This is a genomic window from Craurococcus roseus (genome assembly GCF_039523795.1).
Lineage (GTDB): Bacteria > Pseudomonadota > Alphaproteobacteria > Acetobacterales > Acetobacteraceae > Craurococcus > Craurococcus roseus.
The window spans coordinates 1-23973 of sequence record NZ_BAAAFZ010000072.1; the positions used below are offsets into that span (position 1 = coordinate 1).

Consider the following 23973-nt stretch of genomic DNA (forward strand, 5'->3'; position numbering starts at 1 on the left):
TCGGCCGGCGGCGGCAGGAACGCCACCTGGTCGCCGCCGCGCGCCGGCAGCAGGAGTGGCGCGGCGAGCCTGGGCAGCCCCGCCCGCAGCTCTTCGAGGCCGAAGGCGCCGCCGCCGGCCGCCGCGGACACCTCCGCCAACCGGCGGGCCATCGTCCCCTGGTGGAGGTCGCCCACCCCCGAAGTGCGGAGCTGGCCGAGCGTGCCGGCCAGTTCCGCTTGCACCATGCGTTGGCCGGCGGCGAGCGGCGCCCCGTCCGGGCCGGCGAACACCGCGCGCGCGCTGGGATCGGCGAGCAGCGGCCCGGCGACCGCGGCGAGGTCCGCGGCGAAGCCGCGCCCGACCTCCGTGCCGAAGCGGGCGAGTTGCTCGGCCGGCGCCATCAGCTCCTCGAAGGGCCGGCCGGGCTTGCGGGTGTGGAGCGCGAAGAGGCCGCGCGCCAGGAGGGGCACCGCCGCCGGCCGGTCCGCGCCGGCCGGCACGCCGGCGCGGGCGCCGGGCGGGAACAGCACCGCTTCCGCGGCGCCCCTGTTCGGGTCGAAGACCAGGCAGGCGCCGCCGCCGCCCAGGCCCACGCGGGAGGGCAGGGTCACGGCCATGGTGAAGCCGGCGGCGACCGCCGCGTCCACCGCGGTGCCGCCGGCCGAGAGCACGTTGCGCGCCGCCAGCGCCGCGGCCGGGTCCTCCGCCGCCACGCCGCCGAGGAAGCCGCGCACGAAGCCCGGCGTGCCGGGCTGCGGCGCGTTGCCCCCGCCGCCGAAGGGATTCAAGCCGGCCAGGGTTTCGCAGCCGCCGAGCGCCAGGGCCAGCGCCGCCGCGCCCAGGAGGCGGGCGGGCCGGACGGGCGATGGCGCTGGAACCCGCCGGGCGGGGCGCGCTACAAGCCGCCCCATGCGGAACGCGTTCGCCCTTGTCCTGGCGCTTTGGGTCATGCTGGCGACGTCCACTCCCTTCTCGGCGGCGAGGGCGCAGGGGGGCGCCGGCGCCTTGGTCACGGTGCGGGACGCGGAAACGGAGGGCCTCCTCCGCGCCATCGCCCATCCGTTGTTCCGCGTGGCCGGCGTCGATCCGGCGCTGGTGCGGATGACGCTGATCCAGGCGCGGCCCATAAACGCGTTCGTCACGACCGGCAACCGGCTGTTCATCAACACCGGGCTCATCCAGCAATCGGCCGGGGCGGGCGACCTCGCCGGCGTGCTGGCGCACGAGACCGGCCACATCGCCGGCGGCCACGTCGCGCGGCTGCCGGAGGAGATGCGCAACGCCATGCTCCGGTCGCTCGCGGGGATGCTGCTGGGCGGCGCGGCGGCCGCGGCGGGCGGCGGCGGCGGCGCGGCGGCGGCCGGGATGCTCGGCGGGCAGGCGATGGCGCAGGGCGAGCTGTTCGCCTTTTCCCGCGCGCAGGAGCAGGCGGCGGACCAAGCGGGCATGACCTTCCTCGACCGCCTTGGCTGGTCCGGCAGCGGCTTGCGGCGCCTGCTGCTGCGGATGCAGGAGCAGGAGATGCTGACGGTGGGGCGGCAGGACCCTTACCTCCGCACGCACCCGCTGTCGCGCGACCGGCTGGAGTTCGTGACCGATTGGGTGGAGCGCGCCGGCGCGGCGCGCGGCGACGCGGGCCTGCCCGCCGGCCTTGAAGCCGCTTTCCTCATGGTGCGCGCCAAGCTGGACGGCTTCATCGACCCGCCGCTCTCGACGTGGCGGCGCTACGGGGAGAACGACGGTTCCGCGCCCGCGCGCTACGCCCGCGCCATCGCGCAGCACCGCTCCGGCCGGGCGGACGCGGCGCTCGGCCTGCTCGACGGCTTGGTGCGGGAGCAGCCGAGCAATCCCTGGCTGCGGGAGCTGCAAGGGCAGGTTCTGTTCGAGGCCGGGCGGGTGGCCGAGGCGGTCGGGCCGCTGCGCGAGGCGGCGCGGCTGGCGCCGGGCGAGGCGCTGGTGCGGCTCGCGCTCGGCCGCGCGCTGATGGAGGCGGGCGACCCGGCGCTGCTGCGGGCCGCCGCGGCCGAGCTGGAGGCGAGCCTCAGGATCGAGCGCGAGAACGCCTTCGCCTGGCGCCAGCTCGCCGTGGCGCAGGGCCGGCTCGGGCTGGCGGCGCAGGCGGACCTCGCCTTGGCGGAGGAGGCCATGCTGGTCGGGGACTTCCCCGCCGTCCGGACCCTCGCGCAGCGTGCGGAGGCGGCGCTGCCGCCGGGCCCGCTCCGCCTGCGCGCCGCCGACCTGCGCCACGCGGCGCAGCGCGACAACATGACGCGCGAGCAGCGCGAACAGGAGAGAGAAGCCATGCGCCGGAGGCCACGCCCTTGAACCGTACTCTGCGGAACGCCGTCCTCGCCGGCGCCCTGGCGCTCGGCGCCGGCGCGGCGTCGGCGCAACAAACGCCGGGCTTCACCGACGCGCAGCGGGCGGAGATCGTCGGCATCCTGCGCGACGCGCTGCGCTCCGACCCGTCCATCCTGCGCGAGGCCCTGGAAGGGCTGGAGCTGGCCGAACGGCGCGAGCGCGAAGGCGCCGGCCGCGCCGCCATCGCCGCCAACGCCGAGGCGCTGTTCCGTGACCCGGCCGACCCCGCCATCGGCAACCCGCAGGGCGCGGTGACGGTGGTGGAGTTCTTCGACCCGCGCTGCGGCTACTGCAAGCGGATGATCCCGGTGGTGGAGGAGCTGCTGCGCCGGCAGCGGGACGTGCGCTGGGTGATGAAGGACTTCCCCATCCTCGGCCCGACCAGCGTGCTGGCCTCCCGCGCCCTGCTGGCGGCGCAGAAGCAGGGGAAATACGCGGAGCTGCACGATGCGGTGATGAAGCTGCGCGAGGAGCCGGCGGAGCCGGTGCTGAAGCGCGAGGCGGAGCGCGCCGGCCTCGATTGGGCGCGGCTGAAGCGCGACATGGACGACCCGGCGGTGCAGCGGCGCCTGGACGCCAACGGCCGGCTCGCGCAGGCGCTCCAGATCCAGGGCACGCCGGCCATGGTGGTGGGCGGGACGCTGGTGCCCGGTGCCGTGGACCTCGCCACCCTGGAGCGGCTGGTGGCCGAGGCGAGGACGGCGCCGCGCTGATGCCGCGCTTCCTCTGCACGGCTTGCGGGACGCAGTGGCCGGACGCGGACGCGCCGCCGAGACGCTGCCCGGTCTGCGAGGACGAGCGGCAGTTCGTGCCGCCCGGGGGCCAGTCCTGGACCACGCTGGAAAGGCTGCGGATCGGCCATTCCAACGCTTGGCGGGCGATCGCGCCGGACCTGTTCGCGGTGCAGACCTTCCCGGCCTTCGCCATCGGCCAGCGGGCGCTGCTGGTCCGCACGCCGGCGGGCAACCTGCTGTGGGACTGCGTCGCGCTGCTCGACGACGCGACGGAGGCGATCGTGCGGGCGCTGGGCGGGCTGGCTGCGGTCGCCATCTCGCACCCGCATTATTACACCACCATGGCCGAGTGGGGCCGCGCCTTCGGCGTGCCGGTCTGGCTGCACGCGGACGACCGGGGGCACGTAGTGCGCCACGATCCGTGCCTGCGCTTCTGGGAGGGGGAGACGCAAGCGGTGCTGCCGGAGGTGGCGCTGCACCGGCTGGGCGGCCACTTCGCCGGCGCCACGATCGCGCATTGGTCGCGCGGCGCGGGCGCGCTGCTGGTCGGCGACGTGATGCAGGTGCTGCCGGACAGGAAGCACCTCGGCTTGATGCGGAGCTACCCGTGCCTGATCCCGCTGCCGCCGGAGCAGGTGCGGCGCATGGCGGAACGCTGCGCGGCGCTGCCCTTCGACGCGATCCACGGCGCCTTCGCGGACCGCGACATCGTGGCGGGCGGGAAAGAGGCGCTGGCGCGCTCCGCCGAGCGGCACTGCGCCTGGGCGCAAGCGATGCAGGCGCCCTAGGCCCAAGCCGGCTCCCGCCATCCCGCGTCCGGGTCCAGCGGGAACACCGGGCGCGGCAGCCGGCGCCACTTGAAGTTGGCGAGGACCGGGCTGGTGAGGCCGGGGGCGTCCACCTCCAAAACGCGGTCGTCCGGGAAGAACTCGTCGAAGCCGGCGCGGAAGTGGCCGCGGCTCTTCACCACGACGCAGCGCGCGGCGGCGATGTCGATGCCGTGCATCTCCAGCATGCGCGGTTCGTGGCATTGCCGGCGCAGGCTGCCCACCACCACGCGGAGGCCCGAGCCTTCCAGCTCCAGCAGCGCCGAAGGGCCGAGGTCGAATTCGCGCCCGGCCATGGTACCGCGCCGGCCGACGCCGCGGCCATCGCGCAACGCCAAGACGCGCCCCGGGGCGACGAGACGCTTGGAGAACTCGGATTCCACGCGGTTGAACACCGCCTCGAACCGCGCCCCTTCCCCCAGCCCGTGCGCCTCCGCGGCGAGCGCCGAGTCCACGAACACGCCGAGGACGACGCCCGCGGCGCCGGCTTCGTGCAGCGCGCGGAGCACCCAGGCGGTGTTGCCGCGCCCGCCGCCGCCCGGGTTGTCGCCGGCGTCGGAGAAGATGACTGGCGGGTGCTCGCCGCGCCCGGCGCGGACGGCGAGGTCCGCGGCCTCCGCGACGGATAGCAGGCGCCGCGTGTGCCGCCCGCGTTCGGCCCAGGCGCGGCGCGCGAGCTTCAACGCCGCTTCCCGCGCGGCGGCGAGGTCGCCGTTCCGCGCCGTGACCGTCACCGTGATCCCGCATTTCGGCAGGTCGGAGTACACGAAGCCGCCGGCGACGGAGGCGTTGGCGATCCGCGCGTCGTCGCGCATCAGCGCTTCCGCGTCGCGGACGAGGTCGGCGTAGGGGCCGGAGGCGGTGAGCAGCGTCACGGTGGGCGGCGCGAGCGGCAGCCGGACGAAGGCGCGGGCGAAGCGTACCCCGCCCAAGGCTTCCCGCAAGAGGTCGGCGCATTCGGCGGCGCGGGCGGCCATGTCGACGTGCGGGTTGGTGCGGTAGGCCACGAAGGCGTCCACGCTCTCCACGAGCCGTTCGCTGACGTTGCAGTGGAGGTCGTGCGAGCACACCACCGGCACCGCCGGGCCGACGATGCGGCGCACGGCGGCGGCGAGCGTGCCGTCGCTGTCCTCGTCCGCCACGGCGGAGGACGCGCCGTGGCTGGCGATGTAGACGCCGTCGAGCGGCAGGGCGGCGGCGAGGCCGCGCTCCATCTCGTCGAGGAAGCCTCCGAACACCGCTTGTTCGATCGGCCCGCCGGGCGGCGCGGCGGCGACCAGCACCGGCACCGGCGTCCAGGGTCCGGTGGCGTCCATGCGGGCGTAGAAGCCGGGCAGTTCGGCCGGCAGGTGGCTCACCGGCGCGCGGGCCAGGGCGGTGATCCCCGCGCCGCGCGCCACGCATTGGCGGGCGAAGTCCTCCAGCGTCGTCGGCGGCGCGAAGGCGTTGGCTTCGAGGTGCAGCCCGAGCACCGCGATGCGCGGCGGCAGTGGCGGTGTCATGCTGCGCCCTCCCCGGATTGCCGGCGTCGCCCGCCCGTATAGACTGCGCCCTGGGCTTTGCGGAGTGCCTGGGCGCGATGCTGCTGCCGGGGCGGACAGGGAGGTTCGACGCGAGGTGGCGGAGCGGCCGGCCGGGCCGCGACGGCGCCGCGCCCGGCCTCGCCCGCAACCGCGCCCGGCCCAGCCGCCCCGATGGTTCCTGACGTGCCGGAGGACGGCGCCCGCCTGTCGCCCGCGTTGGCGGCGCTCGCCGCCGGCGCCAAGCGGGAGGCGGTGCCGCCCTTCGAGGTGAACGTCGCCAAGCCGGACCTGCGGCCCTGGCGCGACGGCAACGCGCTGCCCGGCGTGTGGAGCTTCGCCGCCGCGGCCTCCGGCCCGCACATCGCGGTGTCGGCGCTGGTCCACGGCAACGAGATCTGCGGCGCCGCCGTGCTGGACCGCTGGCTGCGCGAAGGGCTGCGGCCGGCGCGCGGGCGGCTTTCCTTCGTTTTCGCCAACACGGAGGCGTTCAACCGCTTCGACCCGGCGGACCCCACCGCCAGCCGCTTCGTGGACGAGGACTTCAACCGCGTGTGGGACGAGTCGGCGCTCTCCGGCGGGCGCCGCTCCTGCGAGCTGCGGCGCGCGCGGACGCTGCGCCCGTTCATCGACACGGTGGACGTGCTGCTGGACCTGCACTCCATGCTGTGGCCCTCCGATCCGCTGGTGCTCGCGGGGCGGACGGAGCGGGCGCGGCGCCTGGCACTCGACCTCGGCGTGCCGCCGCTGGTGGTGGGCGACGACGGGCACGCGACGGGCCGGCGGATGATCGACTACGACGGCTTCGCGGCGCCGGACGGGACGCGCATCGGCCTGCTGGTGGAGGCGGGGCCGCATTGGGAGCCGGCCACCGTCCCGGCCATGGAAGCGACCGCGGCCGCGCTGCTCCGCCGTTGCGGCGCGGTGTCGCCGGACGACGAGGTGCTGCCGCCGCCCCCGCCCCCTTCCGCGCGGCCGCGCTTGGCGGAGGTGACGCGCACGGTGACGGCGGCCTCGCCGGGCTTCGCCTTCGTGCGCGCCTTCCGCGGCGGCGACGTGGTGCCGGAGCGCAACACGCTGATCGCGCTCGACGGCGAGGAGGAGATCCGCACGCCGCACGACCACTGCCTGCTGGTGATGCCGAGCCTGCGCACGGCGCCGGGCCACACCGCGGTGCGGCTGGCGCGGTTCGTGGACGCCTGAGCGGCGCCGCCCGCCGCCCTCAGCCCTGCTGCGGCTCGCCTTCCCGCGCTTCCCCGCCCGCCTCGCGCAGCAGCGCCGCCATCTCTCGCGCCGCCGCCTCCACCTCGGCGCCGTCGGTGCCCTTGGCGACCAACGCCACGCCGCCGCCGGGGGCGCCCTTGCGGTAGTAGGGGTAGCTGCCGAGGTCGAGAGAGGGGTGCCGCGCCTGGATGGCTGAGAGCCCTTCGGCGATTGTCCCCTCGTACACGCCGTCCGCGTGGACGGCGCGCGACAGGACCGGGCGCCCGCCTTCCAGGGAGGGCGCCAGCGCCTCGAACATGGCGCGCATGATGCGCGGCACGCCGGCCATGACGTGGACGTTGCCCATGCTGAAGCCGGGCGCGCTGGTCTCGTCGCAGCGGATGGGCACCGCGCCTCGGGGCAGCGTCGCCATCCGCATCCGCGCCGCGTTGAACTCCACCGGGGGGTCGCGCCGCGCGTAGTCGGCCGCCATCAGCGCGCGCGTCTCCTCGTGGACCTCCCAAGGCACGCCGAAGGCGCGGGCGACGCATTCGCTGGTGATGTCGTCGTGGGTCGGGCCGATGCCGCCGGTGGTGAAGACGTGGGTGAAGCGCGCGCGGCACTCGTTCACCGCGCCGATGATGGTTTCCGGCACGTCCGGGATGACGCGCGCCTCGCGCATGGGAATGCCGAGTTCGCCGAGGCGGGTGGCGATGTATTGCAGGTTGGCGTCGCGGGTGCGGCCGGACAGCACCTCGTTGCCGATGATGAGCAGGCAGGCGGTCGGGTTCTCGGTCGTCATGCGGCGGCAGGCTCCGGGGGCGCTTCGGACGATGGCCTGCGATGATGGCGGGCCGGCGCCGTCACAGGAAGTCCCGCAGCATCGCCACCAGGGGCTTGTCGGCCGGCGGCATGGCGTAGTCGCGCAGCCGCTGCGGCCGGACCCAGGCGAGCGCTTGGCCCTCGCGCGCCCGCACCGCGCCTTCCCAGCGCCGGCACAGGTAGAGCGGCATCAGCAGGTGGCCGTCGGGGTGCGGGTGGGAGGCGAAGGTGAAGGGCGCGAGGCAGCTCGCCTCCACGCCGATGCCGAGTTCCTCGGCGAGTTCGCGGATCAGGGCGGCTTCCGGCGTTTCGCCGGGGTGGACCTTGCCGCCGGGGAATTCCCACAGCCCGGCCATCGGCTTGCCTGCCGGACGGCGGGCCAGGAGGACGCGCCCTTCCGGGTCCACCAGGGCGCAGGCCACCACGAGCAGCACGGCGCCGCCGCCAGTGTCCGGCCCCGACCCCGTTGGCCCGGCAGCTTTCGGCGCGGCGGCCTTCACGGCGGCCAAGTCGCCGGGACCGGCTTCGAAGAGCAGCACCGGCATCGGCGCGCCGCCGCGCGACAGGAACGGTTGCGTCGCCTCGCCCGCTTCGCGGAAGCCCAGGCGCCGCAGCACGGCGACGGAGCGGGCGTTGTCGAGCAGCGCGCTGGCGTGGACGGTGCCGACGCCCAGATCATCCAACGCCCACCGCGCCAGGCGGCTGGCGGCCTCCGGACCCAGGCCCTTGCCCCAGTGCCGCCGCCCGACCCAGTAACCGAGTTCGGCGCTGCCCTTGCCGCGGTCTAGCGTCAGGCCGACGCAGCCCAGCAGGGCGTCGTCCTCGCCGGCGATGGCAAGGTGCCACGCCTCGCGGGCGGCGATCTGCTCCCAGGTGGACGCGATCCACTCGTCCGCCAGGTCGCGCGGATAAGGGAAGGGCACGCGCGCCAGCGTCTTGGCCACGTCCCAGTCGTTGACCAAGCGGTGCAGCGCGGCCGCGTCCTCCGAGCGCAAGGCCCGCAGGACGAGCCGTTCCGTGCGCAGCGGCGCGAAATCGGGGGGGGCTTGGGGCGGGGGCACGGGGCGCGAAGGATGGCCACCAGGCCGGGTGTGTCAACGATCGGATGCGGCGTCGCGGATGCGCGGCATCCGAAGCAGGTCCGGACCGCGGGGCCCGGACGCAAAGACGGCCGGGGCACCGCATGATGCCCCGGCCGTCCTTTTCTCGTACGCGGCCCTCGCGGGCCGCGCGGCGACTCACTCCGCGGCGGTCTGGAAGCGCGCGTCGGCCTGGTTGTCCTGGCCGCGCTGGCGGATCTGCTCCTCGAGCGGGCGCAGGGTCTCGTCGGCGGTGCGGCGCATGGCGCGGACCAGCGTGGCGCTGTTCTGCACCAGCGTGTCCGTGTACTCGCGCACGAAGCGCTGCTGCAGCTCGACGAACGGCGCCGGGTTGGCCAGGCGGAACAGCTCCTGCGCCACGCGCAGGTTGGTCTGCACCACGCCCTCGAACAGGCCGGTCACGCCCTGCTGCATGTCGCGCAGGCCGCCTTCGGCGGCGTTCGGCAGCGTCATCAGACGGCGCACGTTCTCGGAGGTGCCCTGGGTCGCCTGGGCGATCTTGCGGCTCACCTCCTCGAAGCGCTGCGCGGCGTCCTGGGCGATCTGGCGCTGGCTCTCGACCAGGGCCTGCGTGCCCTTGCGCGTCATGTCGCTGGCGGTCTCGCCGGCGCGGTTCATCGCGTCGGCGCCGGCCTCGCCGCCACGGCGGGCCACGTCGGCGGCGGCGTCGGCGTTGTTGCGCATCGCGTCGGCGGTGGAGCGGCCGCCCTGCTGCATCGCGTCGGCGGCGTTGCGGGCGCTTTCCTTGACGGCGGCGCCGGCCTGGCTCGTGCTGAAGGACGGCTTGGCGTCTTGCGGCTTGTTCGTGTTCGTGTCGGCCATGTTGATCTCCCGATCAGTCCAAATGCGTCTAGAACAGGATTGCTGCAACGCACAACTCATGTAATAAGCCTTCGCCTCGGTCGGATCAAGCTACCGGAGGCGGAAAATCCGCCTGATTGGCGGTAGATTTCTATCCGCAACATGCTGCGGTGGCAGATCGGGAACGTGCGTTACAGTTCCCCTTGTGCCTCTTTTAATTTCATTGCTGGTGTTTGATTTGCGTCAATGACACGCAGGCTACGTTCCTGTTGCAATTAGGGTTCGCGCCGGTTTCCTGGCCACCAGCACGATGTCGAGCGGCCGCGCACCGGGCGGGAGGCCGAGAACCGGCGCCAGGAGCTTCGCCGCCCCGTAGGCCAGCCCGATGGCGGCGTGGAAGCGCCAGCCCGCGCGCACGCGGCGGCCGGGCCGGGCACGAGGCGCGCACAACAGCCGCGTCCAATGCACGACGGCCTGGGACGGGTAGGCAGGTAGTGCTTCCACCCGGGCCACCTCAAGCCCGAGGCGCGCCGCCAGCGCGCGGCAGGCGCCTTCGTTCCACCACGTCAGGTGGTGCGGCGGCAGGTTGACGAGGTTGTTCGGGATCTCGGTGTGCGGCGAGGGCCAGACCGGCATCGCCAGCACGAGCAGCCCGCCCGGCGCCAGGCATCCCACCATGGCCGATGCCAAGCCGAGCGGGTCGGCCGCGTGCTCCAGCACCTGGAAGGCGCAGGCGAGGTCGTAGGCGCCGGGCCGGCGCGCGGCGTGCGTCTCCGCCGTTTCGGCGAGCACGTGGGGCGAGGCGCGCGGCGCGCCGTGCGGTTCCAGCCCGGTGTAGCGCGCGCCCGCCGGGAGCAGCGCGGCGAAGGCGCCTTCGCCGCAGCCCACGTCCAGCACGCGGTCGCCGGGCCGCGCCAGCGCCGCGCCGGCGCGGAAGTCCCCCCGCGTGGCGGCCTGCCGCCCGAGCATCTCGTAGCCGCGGAAGCGCTCGTAGAAGGCCTGGTAGAAGGCCGGCGAGCCCGCCGCGGCGGGGTGGAAGAACATCAGCCCGCAGGGCGAGCGGTAGAGGCCGATGGAGCCCCCGTCCCGTCGCAGCGGCTCCGGCTCCACCCGCGCGCCGAGGCGCCAAAGGTCGTGGAGTAGCTTGGCGGAGACGCGCTCCACCAACTCCGCCGCCGGCTCGCCGGTGATCGGGCAGGGCGGCAGGGGCGCCGCCGCGGCGCTCAGCTCCGGTAGCTGCCGTTGATGTCGATGTAGCCGTGGGTCAGGTCGCAGGTCCACGCCGTCGCCTTGCCGCGGCCGAGGCCGAGGTCAACGGCGATCTCGACCTCGCGGCCCTTCATGTGCGCCGCCACCGGCGCCTCGTCGTAGCCCGGCACCACGCCGCCGTCCTTGGCCATCCAGGTGCCGCCGACGCCGACCGAGAGCTTGTCGCGGTCCGCCGGCTCGCCGGCCTTGCCGACCGCCATGACGATGCGGCCCCAGTTGGCGTCCTCGCCCGCCACCGCGGTCTTCACCAGCGGCGAGTTCGCCACCGACATGGCGATGCGGTGCGCGGACTTGGCGGAAACCGCGCCGGTCACCTCGACGCGGATCAGCTTCTGCGCCCCCTCCCCGTCCCGCACCACCTGTAGGGCGAGGTCGAGCATCAGGTCTTGGAGCGCGCGGGCGAAGTCGCGGAGGAGCCGCGGGTCGCCATCGGCCGGGACGCGCCCGTGCTTAGCCTGGCCGGTGGCGAAGAGCAGGACGGTGTCGGAGGTGGAGGTGTCGGAGTCGACCGTGACGCGGTTGAAGGACAGGTCCACCGCACGGCGGAGCATCCCCTGGAGCGGCACCGCGGGGATTTTGGCGTCCGTGGCGGCGAAGCAGAGCATGGTCGCCATGTCCGGCGCGATCATGCCGCTGCCCTTGGCGATGCCGGCGATCATCACCTCCTCGCCGCCGATCATGGCCTTGCGGACCGCGCCCTTGGGGAAGGTGTCGGTGGTCAGGATGGCGCGGGCGGCTTCGGGCCAAGCGTCCGGGCGCAGCGCAACGTGCAGGGCGGGCAGCGCGCCGGTGAGCTTCTCGGTGGGCAGGCGCTCGCCGATCACGCCCGTGGAGGCGAGGAACACCTCGCGCGGCTTGCACCCGGCCAGTTCGGCGGCGGCCTTGGCCGTGCGCTCGCAGGTCTCGCGCCCGGCGCGGCCCGTGAAGACGTTGGAGTTGCCCGCCGTGACCACCAGCGCCCGCGCCTTGCCGCCGCGCAGCGCGTCGCGGCACCACTCCACCGGCGCGCCGGGGCACTTGTTGCGCGTGAACACCCCCGCCGCGGTCGTGCCGGCGGGGAAGGCCATCATCGTCACGTCTTCCCGCGCCGTGTAGCGGATGCCCGCCTGCGCCGTGCCGAGCAGCACGCCCGCGACGGGCGGCATCTCGGGGAACGGGACGGCGAGGGGCGAGACGGGCAGGTCCCTGCCGGCGGCCACGCGCCCGCCCTCAGCGGCGCTGCTGTTGCGCCGGCGGGGCGGCGCGGCTTCCGCCGGGCGCGTTGGCGGGCGGGGGCGCGGCGTTGTCGAGCAGGGAGCCGGCGGGCGCGGGCGCCGCGGCGCTGTCCAGCCGCTCGATCTTCGCGGCGGAGCGGACGCGCTGCACCATGGCCTCCACCCCCTCTTCCAGCATCTGCCGCTGAATCTGCGGCTTGGCGTCCTCGAAGGGGGGCGGCGCGGCGGCGCGGCGCTCTTCCACCTTGATGACGTGCCAGCCGAAGGGGCTCCGCACCGGCGCGTCGCTCACCTGGCCGGGCTGGAGGGCGAAGGCGGCCTCGGCGAACTCGGGCACCATGTCGCCCTTCTTGAAGAATCCGAGGTCGCCGCCCTGCTGGGCGCCAGGGCCGGTGGAGCGGCGCTTGGCCACCTCCGCGAAATCGGCGCCCTTGGCCACCTCCGCCATCGCCTCGCGCGCGGCCTGCTCGGTCGGCACCAGGATGTGGCGGGCGTGGACCTCCGGCTCGCCCTGGCGCTTGGCCGTTTCCTGCTCGTAGCGGGCGCGAATGGCGTCGTCCGTCACCTTGCCGGCGACCTCGCGGGTGAGCAGCGCCTGTTGCAGCTCCTGCTCCTCGGCCCGGCGGATGCGGCGGCGGACCTCCTCGTCCTTGTCGAGGCCGGCGGCGCGGGCGGCCTGGATCAGGGCGCGCTCGGTGATGGCGCGGTCCACGAGCTGGCGCGACACCTCGGGCGGCAGCATCTGGAGGAGCGCGGCGGGCGGCATCCCGCGCAGTTCGGGCGGCAGCACCTCGGCGGCCACCGCGACCACGTCCGACATCCGCACCTCCTGGCCGTCCACGCGCGCGAGCAGCGGGTCCTGGGCGGCGGCCGCCGCCGCGGGGGCCGGGGCTGCCGGGGTCTGGGCCGGCGCGGGCCGGGCGGCCACGACGGGCGGAACGAGGCAGGCGGCGAGGATGGCCGGGCGGAAGCGCATGCGGATCGGATACCTTTGGCGAGCGCCGGAAGATGGGGGATGGGCGGGGTCGCCACAAGCCGAGTTCCCGGCGGGGCCCCCGGGCCGATGCTTCTTCGTTGACCTCGCCCCGGCACTTACTTATGTGGACGGCAGCCCTGGGTCCGCCTCCGCGCGGGCTCCGGTTCCGGGCGCTCGTTCGCCCCTTTCCTTTTGAATGTCCGGACCTCGCCCGGCCGGGTCCTGGCGGCGCGGGGCTTCCGGCCCGGAGCATCCGGTCCGCATGTTCGCCCGCTTCGCCCGCGCCATCTTCGGCACCTCCAACGACCGCGCGCTCAAGCGCTTGTCCGCCCGCGTCCCGTCGATCAACGCGCTGGAGACCGCCACCGCCGCCCTGTCCGACGAGGCGCTCCGGGCCAAGACGGACGAGTTCCGTGGCCGGATCGCGTCCGGAACGGAATTGGACGAGTTGCTGCCCGAAGCCTTCGCCGTGGTGCGGGAGGCCGCGAAGCGTGTCCTCGGGATGCGCCACTTCGACGTGCAGCTCATCGGCGGCATGGTGCTGCACGAGGGCAAGATCGCCGAGATGAAAACCGGCGAGGGCAAGACGCTGGTGGCGACGCTGCCCGTCTACCTGAACGCCCTTTCCGGCCGCGGCGTCCACGTGGTCACGGTGAACGACTACCTGGCCACGCGCGACGCCGAGTGGATGGGCAAGCTGTACCGCTTCCTCGGCCTCTCCACCGGGGTCATCGTCCACGGGTTGAACGACGACGAGCGGCGCATGGCCTACGCCGCCGACGTGACCTACGGCACCAACAACGAGTTCGGCTTCGACTACCTCCGCGACAACATGAAGTACCGCCTGGACGAGATGGTCCAGCGCGACTTCAACTACGCCATCGTGGACGAGGTGGACAGCATCCTCGTGGACGAGGCGCGGACGCCGCTCATCATCAGCGGCCCGGCCGAAGACAGCTCCGACCTGTACCGCCGCGTGGACGCGGTGGTGAAGGAGCTGGTGGCCGACAAGGAGGTGTACGAGAAGGACGAGAAGCTCCGCACCGTCTCGCTCACCGAGGCCGGCAGCGAGCGCGTGGAGGCGATGCTGGGCGAAGCCGGGCTGATGCAGGAGGGCAACCTCTACGACTTCCACAACGTCACCCTGGTCCACCACGTGAACCAGTCCGTGCGCGCGCACACGCTGTTCGCGCGCGACGTGGACTACATCGTCCGCGACGACAAGGTCGTCATCATCGACGAGTTCACCGGCCGCATGATGGAGGGCCGGCGCTACTCCGACGGGCTGCACCAGGCGCTGGAGGCCAAGGAGCACGTCACGGTCCAGCCGGAGAACCAGACGCTCGCCTCCATCACCTTCCAGAACTACTTCCGCCTCTACCCGAAGCTCGCCGGCATGACCGGCACGGCCTCGACCGAGGCCGACGAGTTCGCCGAGATCTACAAGCTGGAGGTGGCGGAGATCCCGACCAACGTGCCGGTGAAGCGCGAGGACGGGGACGACGAGGTCTACAAGAGCGCGCTCGAGAAGTACGACGCAGTGATCGACCTCATCGACGAGGCGCGCGGCCGCGGCCAGCCGCTCCTGGTCGGCACCACCTCCATCGAGAAGTCGGAGCTGATCTCCTCGCTGCTGAAGAAGCGCGGCATCCCGCACAACGTGCTGAACGCGCGCTACCACGAGCAGGAAGCGGAGATCATCGCCCAGGCCGGCCGCCCCGGCGCCGTCACCATCGCCACCAACATGGCCGGCCGCGGCACGGACATCCAGCTCGGCGGCAACGTCGAGATGCTGGCGCGGCAGGAGGCCGGCACCAACGAGGGGCCGGTCTACGAAGCGGCGCTCGCCCGCCACAAGGCCGAGGTGGAGCAGGGCCGCGCCAAGGTGCGGGAGGCCGGCGGCCTCTTCGTCATCGGCACGGAGCGGCACGAAAGCAGGCGCATCGACAACCAGCTCCGCGGCCGCTCCGGCCGCCAGGGCGACCCGGGTGCGAGCCGCTTCTTCCTGTCGCTGGAAGACGACCTGATGCGCATCTTCGGCAGCGACCGCATGGGCGGGATGTTGCAGAAGCTCGGCCTCAAGGAAGGCGAGGCCATCGTCCACCCCTGGATCAACAAGGCGCTGGAGCGGGCGCAGAAGAAGGTTGAGGCGCGCAACTTCGACACGCGCAAGAACCTGCTGAAGTACGACGACGTGATGAACGACCAGCGCAAGGAGGTCTACGCCCAGCGCAAGGCGTTCATGCGCGCCGACGACGTGTCGGAAACGGTGGCTGAGATGCGGCGCGAGACCGTCGCCGGCTTGGTGGACCGCGCCATCCCCGAGAACGCCTACCCCGAGCAGTGGGACTTGCAGGGGTTGGAGGAGCGGACGCGCAACCTGCTCGGCCTCGACCTGCCCGTGGCGGAGTGGGCGCGCGAGGAGGGCATCGACGAGACCCAGGTGCGCGAGCGCATCCAGGCCGAGGCGGACCGCGCCTTCGCCGCCAAGGCCGCGGACATCGGCCCCGACTTCATGCGGATGGTCGAGAAGTCCCTGCTGCTCCAGGTCTTCGACCAGGTGTGGAAGGAGCACCTGCTGGCGCTGGACCACCTGCGCCAGGGCATCCACCTGCGCGGCTACGGCCAGCGCGACCCGCTGAACGAGTACAAGGCGGAAGCCTTCGCGCTGTTCAACGGCATGCTGTCCGAGCTGCGCGAGCGGGTGACTGGCCTGCTGCTGCGCATCGAGCTCCGCGCCGACGCGCCGCCGCCGGAGCCCGAGCCGGTGCGCGTCTTCGACATGCGCCACCCCGACCCGGCCATGGGCGAACTGGAGATGGCGGGCGCCGCGACAGACGGTCCCGGCGGGGTGCCCGGCTATTCGCCGATGCCGCCGCGGCCGGTCGCCGAGGGCGTGGACCCGGCCGACCCGACCACCTGGGCGCGCACGCCGCGCAACGCGCCCTGCCCCTGCGGCTCGGGCAAGAAGTTCAAGCACTGCCACGGCCGGGCGGACTGAGCCCGGAGGAGCGCGTCCTGCACCGCGACGCGGCGGTGCTGGTGATCGACAAGCCGGCGGGCCTGCCCGTCCACCGCGGCCCGCGCGGCGGCCCGTCGATCGAGGATTGGCTGCCCGCGCTCGCCTTCGGCAAGCGCCGCCTCCCGCAGCCGGCGCACCGCCTGGACGCCGACACCGCCGGCTGCCTCGTGCTCGGCCGCACCAAGCCGGCGCTGGCGGCGCTCGGCGCGCTGTTCGCGTCCGGCCGGGCGGAAAAGACCTACTGGGCCGTGGTGCGCGGCGCGCCGCCGGCCGCCGAGGGCGAGGTTTCGGCGCCGCTGCTCAAGCGCAGCACGGCGCGCGAGGGCTGGCGCATGGTGGTGGACCCGGAGGGGCAAGCGGCGCTGACCGGGTGGCGCACGCTGGGCTCGGCCGGCGGCTTGGCCTGGCTGGAACTCCGCCCGCGCACCGGCCGCACCCACCAGATCCGCGCCCACTGCGCCCATCTCGGCTGCCCGGTGCTGGGCGACGCGCGCTACGGCGGCGGGGACGGCGCGATGCACCTGCTGGCGCGGGCGATCGCCCTGCCGCTCGATCCGCCGGTCGCGGCGACCGCGCCACCGCCGGGCCACATGCGTGCCGCCCTCGCCGCCTGCGGCTGGCGCGCGTAGCGCCGGGGACGAAGCAGCCCGATCGGACCGGCCGAGCGGGCGGCCGTCGTTCCGTCAGACGAGCGCCGCGTCCTTGTCGGTGAAGGAGAAGGCGCCCGGGGTCCAGTCGTCCCACACCGTCTGCGCCGCGCCGTCCACCGCGACGCCGTTGTAGGCGGCGCCGTCGATGTAGAGGTTGCGGTCGGCCTCCGCCGTGCCGCCCCAGGCGTCGTTGAGGAAGCGCACCTCGACCCGGTGCTCGCCGGCGCCCCAGTCGCCCTTCAGCGTGAGGGTGTCCGACGTCCCGGCCGCGCGGGACGAGGAGGCGGTGAAGGCGCCGCCGATCTGCTTGCCGTCCACCAGCACCGCGTATTGCGCGTCGCCCTGGTAGGCGTCCTGCGAGATCTTCAGCACCAGCGCGTCCGGGCCGCTGCCCAGGATCGGCTGCGGCGACGGGGGCGACGGCTCCGCCTCCGGCGGCTCGGGCGCCGCTTCGGTGAAGGAGAAGGCGCCGGGCTGCCAGTCGCTCCACACCGTCTGCGCCGCGCCCTCGACCGCTTGGCCGTTGTAGGCGGCGGCGTCGACGTACAGGTTGCGGTCGGCCGCCGCGCTGCCGCCCCAGGCGTCGTTGAGGAAGCGCACCTCGACCTTGTGCGCGCCCGCCGCCCAGTCGCCCTTCAGCGTCAGCGTGTCGCTCTGGCCGGAGCCGTGCAGGGCCGAAGCCGTGAAGGCGCCGCCGACCTGCACGCCGTCCACCAGCACCGCGTACTCGGCCGCACCCTGGTAGGCGTCCTGGCTCACTCTCAGCACCAGGCTGTCCGGGCCGCTGCCGGCGGTCAGCGTCACCGGCCCCGTGGGCGCCTCCGCCGCCGGAGGGGCGGGCGGCGCGACCGGCGGATCGGGCTGCGGCGCCGGCGCCACCGACCCGCCGTTGGCGAGCGGGCGCAGCGTCTCGGCCATGCTCGCGGCCAGTTCCCCGCCAAGCCAGACGGCGTCGGCATCGCCCATGTGGCTGCTGTCGGCGAAGCCGTCGCCGTCCATCGTCAGGGACCGCGCCGCCCAGGAGATCTCGGCGTTGAAGGACGGGTCGGCGTCGAGCTCCGCCATGCCGTCGCCGATCGGCGCCCAGTTGCCGCCGTAGGGGTAGCGGATCGGCACGAAGGTGTACGGGGTGGTGGCGGCGCCCTGCCCGAGCGCGTCGCGCACCAACTCCGCGTCGGCCCGCACCTCGCTGAGCCAGGCGTCCTTGGTGAGGGACCAGTCGCCCTGGTCGTACTCGTTGTGCATCCAGACGGTGGCAGTCGGGTTGTCCTTGATGTCGGCCGGCAGCTCGTCGACGTAGCGGAGGAGCGACGCCTGCCGCCCGTCGGTGTCCCAGCCCATGAAGGCGGTGCCGCTGTGGATGGTGCTGCTGTCCGTGCCCCACTCGGCGAGCAGGTGGACGTCAACGCCGAGGCGTTCTTCCAGCCCCTTCTCCAGGGCCGCCGCGCCGCCGCGGTCGGCGAACAGGAGGGCGTTGGACTGGCCGCGGACGAGAACGTTCAAATCCAAGGGACACCTCGAGGTCGCTGTGGGGTCAGCTTGCCGACCCCAGATCACGGGATCGCGATTGCATGCTGTCTTATTGCCTATCCGGAACCTCAAGTTCAACCATAGATTACATTGGAGTTAGCATTTCCGCGTTTGACATGAAAAAGGCCGGTCCGCCGTTGGGCGGACCGGCCAGAAAAGCCATCGTCTTTTCAAGGATGTGCCGCCCCGATGGGGGCGGGCGTCAGCGCAATCCGAAGGCGATGGCCAACTCGGCGGCGAGCCAGAAGATCGCCAGGGCGAAGCCGCCGATGAGGCAGGCTTCCCGCACCTCGGAGGCCGGGAACGCCTCCCGCCGGGTGGTGGCGAGCGACACCCTGATCTCGGGCGGGCGGGGGTAGTGGCGGCGGGTGGGCGGCTCAGGAAAGGTCAAGCTGTGCTCGGGCATGGCTCGGGTCTCCATGCCCCAGATAAGAACAAATAGTGAACTCGAGTGCAAGTGGTTTATTGTGTGCCGCCGCTTGGCCCGCCCTCCTCCCCGGGTAGCCGGATGCCGCTCAGGGCCTGGTAGGCGCGGATGACGAAGGCGTCGTCCACCCCGCCGTGGCCCTGGGCGCGGGCGGAGACGAAGAGCTGGTGCGCCTGGGCCGCTAGGGGCGCCGGGAAGGCGACGGCCCGCGCCAAGTCCCCCACCAAGCCGAGGTCCTTGACGAAGATGTCCACCGCCGAGCGCGGCGTCTCGTCGGCGTCCAGCACATGTGGCATCCGGTTCTCGAACATCCAGGAGTTGCCGGCGGCCCCAGTGACGACCTCGTACAGGCCCCGCGGGTCCACCCCGGCGCGGATGCCGAGCGCCATCGCCTCGGCCGCCGCGGCGATGTGGACCCCGGCCAGGAGTTGGTGGACCACCTTCACCGTGCTGCCGAGCCCCGGCGCCTCGCCCAGGTGCCAGACCTTCTTCGCCACCGCGTCGAGCACCGTCTTGGCCCGCGCCATCGCCGCTTCGCTGCCCGAGGCCATGACGGTCATCGCCCCCGCCCGCGCCCCGGCCGCGCCGCCCGACACCGGGGCGTCCACGTAGAGCAGCCCGGCCGCCTCGGCTTTCGCGGCGAGGCGGCGCGCGTCGTCGGGCGCGAAGGTGACGGACACGACCAGCACCGCGCCGGGCGCGAGGCGGGGCGCGGCGCCCTCCGGCCCGAACAGCGCCGCTTCGGCCTGCGCGGCGTTGACCACGAGCACCAGCACCGCCTCCGTCCCCTCCGGGAGGTCCGCCGCGCGCGCCACCGCCGAGCCGCCGGCGGCGGCGAACTCGGCGCGGGCGGTCTCGCGCGGGTCCACGCCGCACACCTCCAGGCCGGCCGCCTTCAGCAGGTTGAGCGCGGCGCCCATGCCCATGCTGCCCAGGCCGATCACCGCGACGCGCATCCCGCCCCTCCCCGTCCGCTTCCGTGGGCGCAGGGTTCGGGCGGCCCCTGGAGGCGTCAAGCGGCCGGCGTTACACGGGGGCCATCGCCGAGGAGGAGAACGCCATGAACCTGCACCGCATGTTGCGCGCCCGCGCCGCCGAGGGCCGCCCGGTGAGGGTGGGCGTGATCGGCGCCGGCAAGTTCGGCTCCATGTTCCTGGCGATGGCGGCCCGCACGCCGGGGCTGCACGTGGCCGGCATCGCCGACCTGGCCATTCCCCGCGCCCGCGAGGCCCTGGCGCGCGTCGGCTGGCCGGAGGAACGCTACGCCGCGCCTTCCCTTGATGCGGCGCTGAACGGCACCGACGCCACCGCGCTCACCGAGGACGCGATGGCGCTGATGGCCGAGCCGCGCATCGAGGTGGTGGTGGAATGCACCGGCCACCCGGCGGCCGGGCTGCGCCACGCGCTCGCCGCCATCGGGCACGGCAAGCACGTGGTCATGGTGAACGTGGAGGCCGACGTGCTGGCCGGGCCGCTGCTCGCCGAGCGGGCGCGGGAGGCGGGCGTGGTCTACTCCATGGCCTACGGCGACCAGCCGGCACTGGTGTGCGAGTTGGTGGACACGATCCGGACGATGGGCTTCCCCGTGGTCGCCGCCGGCAAGGGCACCAAGTACCTGCCGCACTTCCACGCCAGCACGCCGGAGACGGTCTGGGGCCATTATGGGCTCTCGCCCGAGAAGGCGCGCGAGGGCGGGATGAACCCGCAGATGTTCAACTCCTTCCTCGACGGCACGAAGAGCGGGATCGAGATGGCGGCCATCGCCAATGCGACGGGGCTGGCGCCGCCATCCGACGGCCTCGGCTTCCCGCCTTGCGGCACGCACGACCTGCCCTTCGTGCTGCGCCCGCGCGAGGCCGGCGGCGTGCTGGAGGTCGCCGGGCAAGTGGAGGTCGTCTCTTCGGTGGAGCGCGACGGGCGGCAGGTGCAGGGCGATTTGCGCTGGGGCGTCTACGTCGTGTTCGAGGGCGAGACAGACTACATCCGCCGCTGCTTCAGCGAGTACGGCGTCCACACCGACCCGTCCGGCCGCTACGCCGCACTGTGGCGGCCCTACCACCTGATCGGGCTGGAACTCGGCGTCTCCGTCGCCTCCGCGGCGCTCCGCAAGGAGCCGACAGGCGCGGCGGAGGCGTGGCGCGGCGACGTGGTGGCGACGGCCAAGCGCGACCTGGCCGCGGGCGAGGTGCTGGACGGCGAGGGCGGCGCGATGGTGTGGGGCCGCTGCGTGCCGGCGTCGCGCTCCTTGGAGCTGGGCGCGCTGCCGATCGGCCTCGCGCACGGCTTCGCGCTGAAGCGCGCGGTGAAGGCCGGCGGGACCGTGGGCTGGGCGGACGTGGCCTTCGACGCCGATAGCGAAGCGGTCAAGCTGCGGCGCGAGATGGAAGCCGCCGCCGCGCTCGGCGGGCGGCGGCGCGCGGCGGCGGAGTAGCGGTCAGAACAGCGCGGACAGGTCCGCCAGGGCGTCCAACCGCCGCGCCGCCCGCCACGCGCCCTCCCACCGGAGGCCGAGTGCGGGTTCGGCGCAGCGGCGGAACTTCTCCCGCAACGCCTCTTCCGGCAACGGGCGGTCGGGATCGCCCGGCGTGCCGACGACTTCCCTCTGCCGGACGGCGCCGTCGCGCAGCCGCAAGGTGAGGCGGCACACCCGCTCGGCCGGCAAGCGGGCCGAGAGTTCGGGCGCTTCCCGCACCGCCACGCGCGCGGCGAGCCCCTGGGTTTTCGGGTCGGCGACGGCCTTCTCGGAAAAGGCGTCGGTCCAGGCGTGGCCGCTGACGATCCGCGTCGCCACCGTGAAGGGGATGGAGAAACGGCCGGCGATCGGCGCGGCGGGGGCGCGCTCCGAAAGCGCGGCGGCGGAGGCGAAGGTCTCGACCTCGACGGCCGCCACGTCGCCGGGCGCGACCGGCGCCTCCGCCAGGAGCAGCTCGATCGCCTCCAGCGCGCCTTGCGTCTCGCGGCAGCAGCTCGCCTGCTTGAAGAAGGCTTCGGGGATCAACCACCGTTCGCCGAGGCCCGCGACCATCGCGCCCTCGTCAAAGCCCTCGCCCACCACGCCGCCGAACACCGCGGCGATGCCGCCGGGCTCGCCGGTCACGCCCGCTTCGGCCAGGTCGCAGGCCAGCATCCCGTTTTGCGCCGCCGCGCCGGCGTAGGCGTTGCGCACGCTGCCGCCGCGCAGCGAAGCGGTCGCGCTGGTGGCGAGGCCGAGGCTCGCCGCCACCTCCAGCACGCGCCGCACCGTGGCCGCGTCGTGCCCGCGCAGCCGCGCCACCGCCGCGGCGGCGCCCAGCGTGCCCCAGGTGCCATGCGGGTGTGCGGCCGGGCGGAGGCGCGTCGCCATGCCGACCCGCGCGCCCGCCTCGTAGCCCGCGATGACCGCGTCCAGCAGCGCCGCGCCGCTGGCCTGCCGCGCTTCGGCTTCGGCGAGCGCGGCGGCGACGGCGTGGACGCCGGGGTGCCCGCCGGCGGGGTAGTTGCCTTCGTCCAGCTCCAGCGCCGTGCCGGCGAAGCCATTGAGGAAGGCCGCCATCGGCGGCGCGGCGCGGAGCGCGGCGGTGCCCGGCAGGCGGCAGGGGCCGCCAGTGGCGTGGCGCCGCGCGGTCGCGGCGACCGCCGGGTCGCCCTGCCCGGCGACGATGACGCCGAGCGTGTCCGCCAGCACCAGCCCCGCGCGGTCGCGCACCGCCTCCGGCACCGTGGCGGCGGAGACGCCGGCGATGTGCGCGGCGAGGGCGTCGGTCGGCGTCGTCATCGGTCGGTCCGGCTCCGTGCTGGCAGGCATCCATGCGACGCCGGACGCGGACCGGCAAGCGCGCGGGTCCGCGGGTTGACGCTCCGGCATCGGGCGTGGACCTTGCGCGCCAAGCAAGGAGGAACGCGCATGACGCCCGACGGAACGGAAGCGGCACGGCCATGACGATCAACGGCAAGGCCTACATCGTGGGCGCTTTCGAGCACCCGACCCGCAAGGCCGACGACAAGTCGGTGGCCCAGCTCCACGCCGAGGTCGCCCGGGGCGCGCTGGACGACGCCGGGCTCTCCAAGGACGACGTCGACGGCTACTTCTGCACCGGCGCCGCGCCGGGCCTCGGCCCGCTCAACATGGCGGACTACCTCGGCCTGACGAAGCTGCGCCATTTGGACAGCACGGACGTCGGCGGCTCGTCCTACATCCTGCATGTCGGCCACGCGGCGGAGCAGATCGCGCTCGGCCGCTGCAACGTGGCGCTCATCACCCTCGCCGGCCGCCCGCGCGCAGAGGCGATGGCCACCGGCACGGCGCCGCGGAGCTGGGGCGTCAATGTGCCCGACGACCCGTTCGAGATCCCCTATGGCCGCACCGTCGCCAACGTCTACGCCATGTGCGCCATGCGCCACATGCACGAGTTCGGCACGACCTCCGAGCAGCTCGCCTGGATCAAGGTCGCTGCCAGCCACCACGCGCAGCACAACCCGCACGCGATGCTCAAGAAGGTGGTCACGGTGGAGGAGGTGGTCAGCTCCCCCATGATCGCCGACCCGCTGCACCGGCTGGACTGCTGCGTGATCTCCGACGGCGGCGGCGCGATCATCGTGGCGCGGCCGGAGATCGCGCGCAGCCTGTCGCGGCCCAAGGTCAAGGTGCGCGGCGCCGGCGAGGCGACCAAGAACCAGGAAGGCGGCTACATCGACCTCACCTACTCCGCCGCCCGCTGGTCCGGCGCGCGCGCCTTCGAGGAGGCGGGGGTCAAGCCCTCCGACATCCAGTACGCCTCCATCTACGACAGCTTCACCATCACCGTGCTGATGCAGTTGGAGGACCTCGGCTTCTGCGAGAAGGGCCAGGGCGGCAGGTTCGTCTCGGACGGCAACCTGATCTCCGGCACCGGCAGGCTGCCCTTCAACACCGACGGCGGCGGCCTCTGCAACAACCACCCCGCCAACCGCGGCGGCATGACCAAGGTGATCGAGGCCGTGCGGCAATTGCGCGGCGAGGCGCACCCGGCGGTGCAGGTGAAGGATTGCAAGCTGGCGGTCGCGCACGGCACGGGCGGCCTGCTCGGCACCCGCCACGGCAGCGCCACCGTGATCCTGGAAAGGGAGTGAGCCGGCATGGCGACCATGGCATCCAACCGGGCCTTGCCTGAGATCAAGGTGGACCCGACCAACAAGCCCTACTTCGACGCCGCGCGCGAAGGGCGGCTGCTGATCGGGCTCTGCAAGGACACGGGCCGGCACTTCTGGTACCCGCGCGGCTGCTCGCCCTTCACCCTCTCCAACAACGTCGAGTTGGTGGAGGCGAAGGGCACGGGCACGATCTACTCCTACTCGGTGATGCGCACCAAGGAGCCCTACGCCGTCGCCTACGTGGAGTTGGACGAGGGCGTGCGCGTGTTCACCAACATCGTGGACTGCGACCTCGACGCGCTGAAGATCGGGCAAAAGGTGAAGGTAGTGTTCAAGCCCACCCAGGGCGACTCCCCCCCGGCGACCATGTTCACGCCGGCATGACCACCCTGAGCCGCGCGGGCCGATCTCGTTCGCGTGCGCGGG

General features: G+C 73.8%; 21 protein-coding genes. 9 read left to right on the forward strand and 12 right to left on the reverse strand.

Annotation, left to right across the window (positions count from 1 at the left end):
• A partial coding sequence (locus tag ABD067_RS21325) for a gamma-glutamyltransferase (protein WP_343897422.1) occupies positions 1 to 893 on the reverse strand: 893 nt, incomplete at its 3' end.
• On the opposite strand from ABD067_RS21325, the gene ABD067_RS21330 reads away from it, so the two are divergent.
• Genes ABD067_RS21330 through ABD067_RS21340 form a run of 3 tightly spaced genes read left to right on the forward strand, consistent with a single transcriptional unit; the run spans position 892 to position 3865 of the window.
• Positions 892 to 2307, forward strand: coding sequence for a M48 family metalloprotease (locus tag ABD067_RS21330; protein WP_343897423.1), 1416 nt, complete (start codon positions 892 to 894; stop codon positions 2305 to 2307). The two genes, ABD067_RS21325 and ABD067_RS21330, sit on opposite strands and share 2 nt — an antisense overlap.
• Complete coding sequence (locus tag ABD067_RS21335; protein WP_343897424.1) at positions 2304 to 3056, forward strand: DsbA family protein; 753 nt, start codon at positions 2304 to 2306, stop codon at positions 3054 to 3056. Before ABD067_RS21330 ends, ABD067_RS21335 begins: the two co-directional genes overlap by 4 nt.
• A complete protein-coding gene (locus tag ABD067_RS21340) occupies positions 3056 to 3865 on the forward strand; it encodes an MBL fold metallo-hydrolase (protein WP_343897425.1) in 810 nt (269 codons plus the stop codon). Before ABD067_RS21335 ends, ABD067_RS21340 begins: the two co-directional genes overlap by 1 nt.
• Here the strand turns inward: ABD067_RS21340 and ABD067_RS21345 are convergent.
• The gene (locus tag ABD067_RS21345; RefSeq protein ID WP_343897426.1) at positions 3862 to 5406 is read right to left on the reverse strand and encodes a M81 family metallopeptidase; all 1545 of its coding nucleotides are present in this window, start codon (positions 5404 to 5406) and stop codon (positions 3862 to 3864) included. The genes ABD067_RS21340 and ABD067_RS21345 overlap by 4 nt on opposite strands.
• Before the next feature lie 192 nt (positions 5407 to 5598).
• Between ABD067_RS21345 and ABD067_RS21350 the strand changes: the two genes are divergently transcribed.
• Entirely contained in the window at positions 5599 to 6627 is a 1029-nt protein-coding gene (locus ABD067_RS21350; RefSeq protein WP_343897427.1) for a M14 family metallopeptidase, read from the forward strand.
• Between the two features lie 19 nt (positions 6628 to 6646).
• Here ABD067_RS21350 and ABD067_RS21355 read toward each other — a convergent pair whose 3' ends face one another.
• The 6 genes from ABD067_RS21355 to ABD067_RS21380 form a co-directional block, all read right to left on the reverse strand.
• Positions 6647 to 7429: a competence/damage-inducible protein A gene (locus tag ABD067_RS21355; RefSeq protein ID WP_343897428.1), complete on the reverse strand. Its 783-nt coding sequence runs from the start codon at positions 7427 to 7429 to the stop codon at positions 6647 to 6649.
• A gap of 61 nt (positions 7430 to 7490) precedes the next feature.
• A complete protein-coding gene (locus ABD067_RS21360; RefSeq protein WP_343897429.1) occupies positions 7491 to 8510 on the reverse strand; it encodes a bifunctional GNAT family N-acetyltransferase/(deoxy)nucleoside triphosphate pyrophosphohydrolase in 1020 nt (339 codons plus the stop codon).
• Between the two features lie 177 nt (positions 8511 to 8687).
• Complete coding sequence (locus ABD067_RS21365; protein ID WP_343897430.1) at positions 8688 to 9371, reverse strand: phasin family protein; 684 nt, start codon at positions 9369 to 9371, stop codon at positions 8688 to 8690.
• A gap of 237 nt (positions 9372 to 9608) precedes the next feature.
• Entirely contained in the window at positions 9609 to 10631 is a 1023-nt protein-coding gene (locus ABD067_RS21370) for a class I SAM-dependent methyltransferase (RefSeq protein ID WP_343897431.1), read from the reverse strand.
• Positions 10574 to 11764, reverse strand: a complete 1191-nt coding sequence (argJ, locus tag ABD067_RS21375; RefSeq protein ID WP_343897493.1) for a bifunctional glutamate N-acetyltransferase/amino-acid acetyltransferase ArgJ — start codon at positions 11762 to 11764, stop codon at positions 10574 to 10576. The genes ABD067_RS21370 and argJ overlap by 58 nt, the downstream gene beginning before the upstream one ends.
• Before the next feature lie 64 nt (positions 11765 to 11828).
• Complete coding sequence (locus tag ABD067_RS21380) at positions 11829 to 12809, reverse strand: peptidylprolyl isomerase (protein ID WP_343897432.1); 981 nt, start codon at positions 12807 to 12809, stop codon at positions 11829 to 11831.
• A gap of 262 nt (positions 12810 to 13071) precedes the next feature.
• Between ABD067_RS21380 and secA the strand changes: the two genes are divergently transcribed.
• Together secA and ABD067_RS21390 are read left to right on the forward strand one after the other, a co-directional pair.
• Positions 13072 to 15810, forward strand: coding sequence for a preprotein translocase subunit SecA (gene secA / locus ABD067_RS21385; protein ID WP_343897433.1), 2739 nt, complete (start codon positions 13072 to 13074; stop codon positions 15808 to 15810).
• Between the two features lie 35 nt (positions 15811 to 15845).
• Positions 15846 to 16460 (forward strand): RluA family pseudouridine synthase, encoded by a 615-nt coding sequence (locus tag ABD067_RS21390; protein WP_343897434.1) that lies wholly within the window; start codon positions 15846 to 15848, stop codon positions 16458 to 16460.
• A 54-nt stretch (positions 16461 to 16514) separates the two neighbouring features.
• Here ABD067_RS21390 and ABD067_RS21395 read toward each other — a convergent pair whose 3' ends face one another.
• From ABD067_RS21395 to ltnD, 3 genes are all read right to left on the reverse strand, one after another.
• On the reverse strand, positions 16515 to 17990 hold the full coding sequence (locus ABD067_RS21395; RefSeq protein ID WP_343897435.1) for a carbohydrate-binding domain-containing protein: 1476 nt from the start codon (positions 17988 to 17990) through the stop codon (positions 16515 to 16517).
• Positions 17991 to 18213: 223 nt separating this feature from the next.
• On the reverse strand, positions 18214 to 18417 hold the full coding sequence (locus tag ABD067_RS21400; RefSeq protein WP_343897436.1) for a hypothetical protein: 204 nt from the start codon (positions 18415 to 18417) through the stop codon (positions 18214 to 18216).
• Between the two features lie 56 nt (positions 18418 to 18473).
• Positions 18474 to 19394, reverse strand: a complete 921-nt coding sequence (gene ltnD, locus ABD067_RS21405; protein WP_343897437.1) for an L-threonate dehydrogenase — start codon at positions 19392 to 19394, stop codon at positions 18474 to 18476.
• A gap of 104 nt (positions 19395 to 19498) precedes the next feature.
• Between ltnD and ABD067_RS21410 the strand changes: the two genes are divergently transcribed.
• Complete coding sequence (locus ABD067_RS21410) at positions 19499 to 20869, forward strand: NAD(P)H-dependent oxidoreductase (protein ID WP_343897438.1); 1371 nt, start codon at positions 19499 to 19501, stop codon at positions 20867 to 20869.
• Between the two features lie 3 nt (positions 20870 to 20872).
• Here the strand turns inward: ABD067_RS21410 and ABD067_RS21415 are convergent, their stop codons facing one another.
• Positions 20873 to 22192: an MmgE/PrpD family protein gene (locus ABD067_RS21415; RefSeq protein ID WP_343897439.1), complete on the reverse strand. Its 1320-nt coding sequence runs from the start codon at positions 22190 to 22192 to the stop codon at positions 20873 to 20875.
• Positions 22193 to 22353: 161 nt separating this feature from the next.
• On the opposite strand from ABD067_RS21415, the gene ABD067_RS21420 reads away from it, so the two are divergent.
• Together ABD067_RS21420 and ABD067_RS21425 are read left to right on the forward strand one after the other, a co-directional pair.
• Entirely contained in the window at positions 22354 to 23526 is a 1173-nt protein-coding gene (locus tag ABD067_RS21420) for a thiolase domain-containing protein (protein ID WP_343897440.1), read from the forward strand.
• A 6-nt stretch (positions 23527 to 23532) separates the two neighbouring features.
• A complete protein-coding gene (locus tag ABD067_RS21425) occupies positions 23533 to 23931 on the forward strand; it encodes a Zn-ribbon domain-containing OB-fold protein (RefSeq protein ID WP_343897441.1) in 399 nt (132 codons plus the stop codon).
• Positions 23932 to 23973 lie beyond the last annotated feature (42 nt).

Coding starts and splice junctions, on each gene's coding strand:
- ABD067_RS21400 (WP_343897436.1), bottom strand. CDS start 18,417: ATGCCCGAGCACAGCTTGACCTTTCCTGAGCCGCCCACCCGCCGCCAC.
- ABD067_RS21420 (WP_343897440.1), top strand. CDS start 22,354: ATGACGATCAACGGCAAGGCCTACATCGTGGGCGCTTTCGAGCACCCG.
- ABD067_RS21350 (WP_343897427.1), top strand. CDS start 5,599: ATGGTTCCTGACGTGCCGGAGGACGGCGCCCGCCTGTCGCCCGCGTTG.
- ABD067_RS21330 (WP_343897423.1), top strand. CDS start 892: ATGCGGAACGCGTTCGCCCTTGTCCTGGCGCTTTGGGTCATGCTGGCG.
- ABD067_RS21425 (WP_343897441.1), top strand. CDS start 23,533: ATGGCGACCATGGCATCCAACCGGGCCTTGCCTGAGATCAAGGTGGAC.
- ABD067_RS21345 (WP_343897426.1), bottom strand. CDS start 5,406: ATGACACCGCCACTGCCGCCGCGCATCGCGGTGCTCGGGCTGCACCTC.
- ABD067_RS21340 (WP_343897425.1), top strand. CDS start 3,056: ATGCCGCGCTTCCTCTGCACGGCTTGCGGGACGCAGTGGCCGGACGCG.
- ABD067_RS21365 (WP_343897430.1), bottom strand. CDS start 9,371: ATGGCCGACACGAACACGAACAAGCCGCAAGACGCCAAGCCGTCCTTC.
- ABD067_RS21410 (WP_343897438.1), top strand. CDS start 19,499: ATGAACCTGCACCGCATGTTGCGCGCCCGCGCCGCCGAGGGCCGCCCG.
- argJ (WP_343897493.1), bottom strand. CDS start 11,764: ATGCCGCCCGTCGCGGGCGTGCTGCTCGGCACGGCGCAGGCGGGCATC.
- secA (WP_343897433.1), top strand. CDS start 13,072: ATGTTCGCCCGCTTCGCCCGCGCCATCTTCGGCACCTCCAACGACCGC.
- ABD067_RS21380 (WP_343897432.1), bottom strand. CDS start 12,809: ATGCGCTTCCGCCCGGCCATCCTCGCCGCCTGCCTCGTTCCGCCCGTC.
- ABD067_RS21355 (WP_343897428.1), bottom strand. CDS start 7,429: ATGACGACCGAGAACCCGACCGCCTGCCTGCTCATCATCGGCAACGAG.
- ABD067_RS21415 (WP_343897439.1), bottom strand. CDS start 22,192: ATGACGACGCCGACCGACGCCCTCGCCGCGCACATCGCCGGCGTCTCC.
- ltnD (WP_343897437.1), bottom strand. CDS start 19,394: ATGCGCGTCGCGGTGATCGGCCTGGGCAGCATGGGCATGGGCGCCGCG.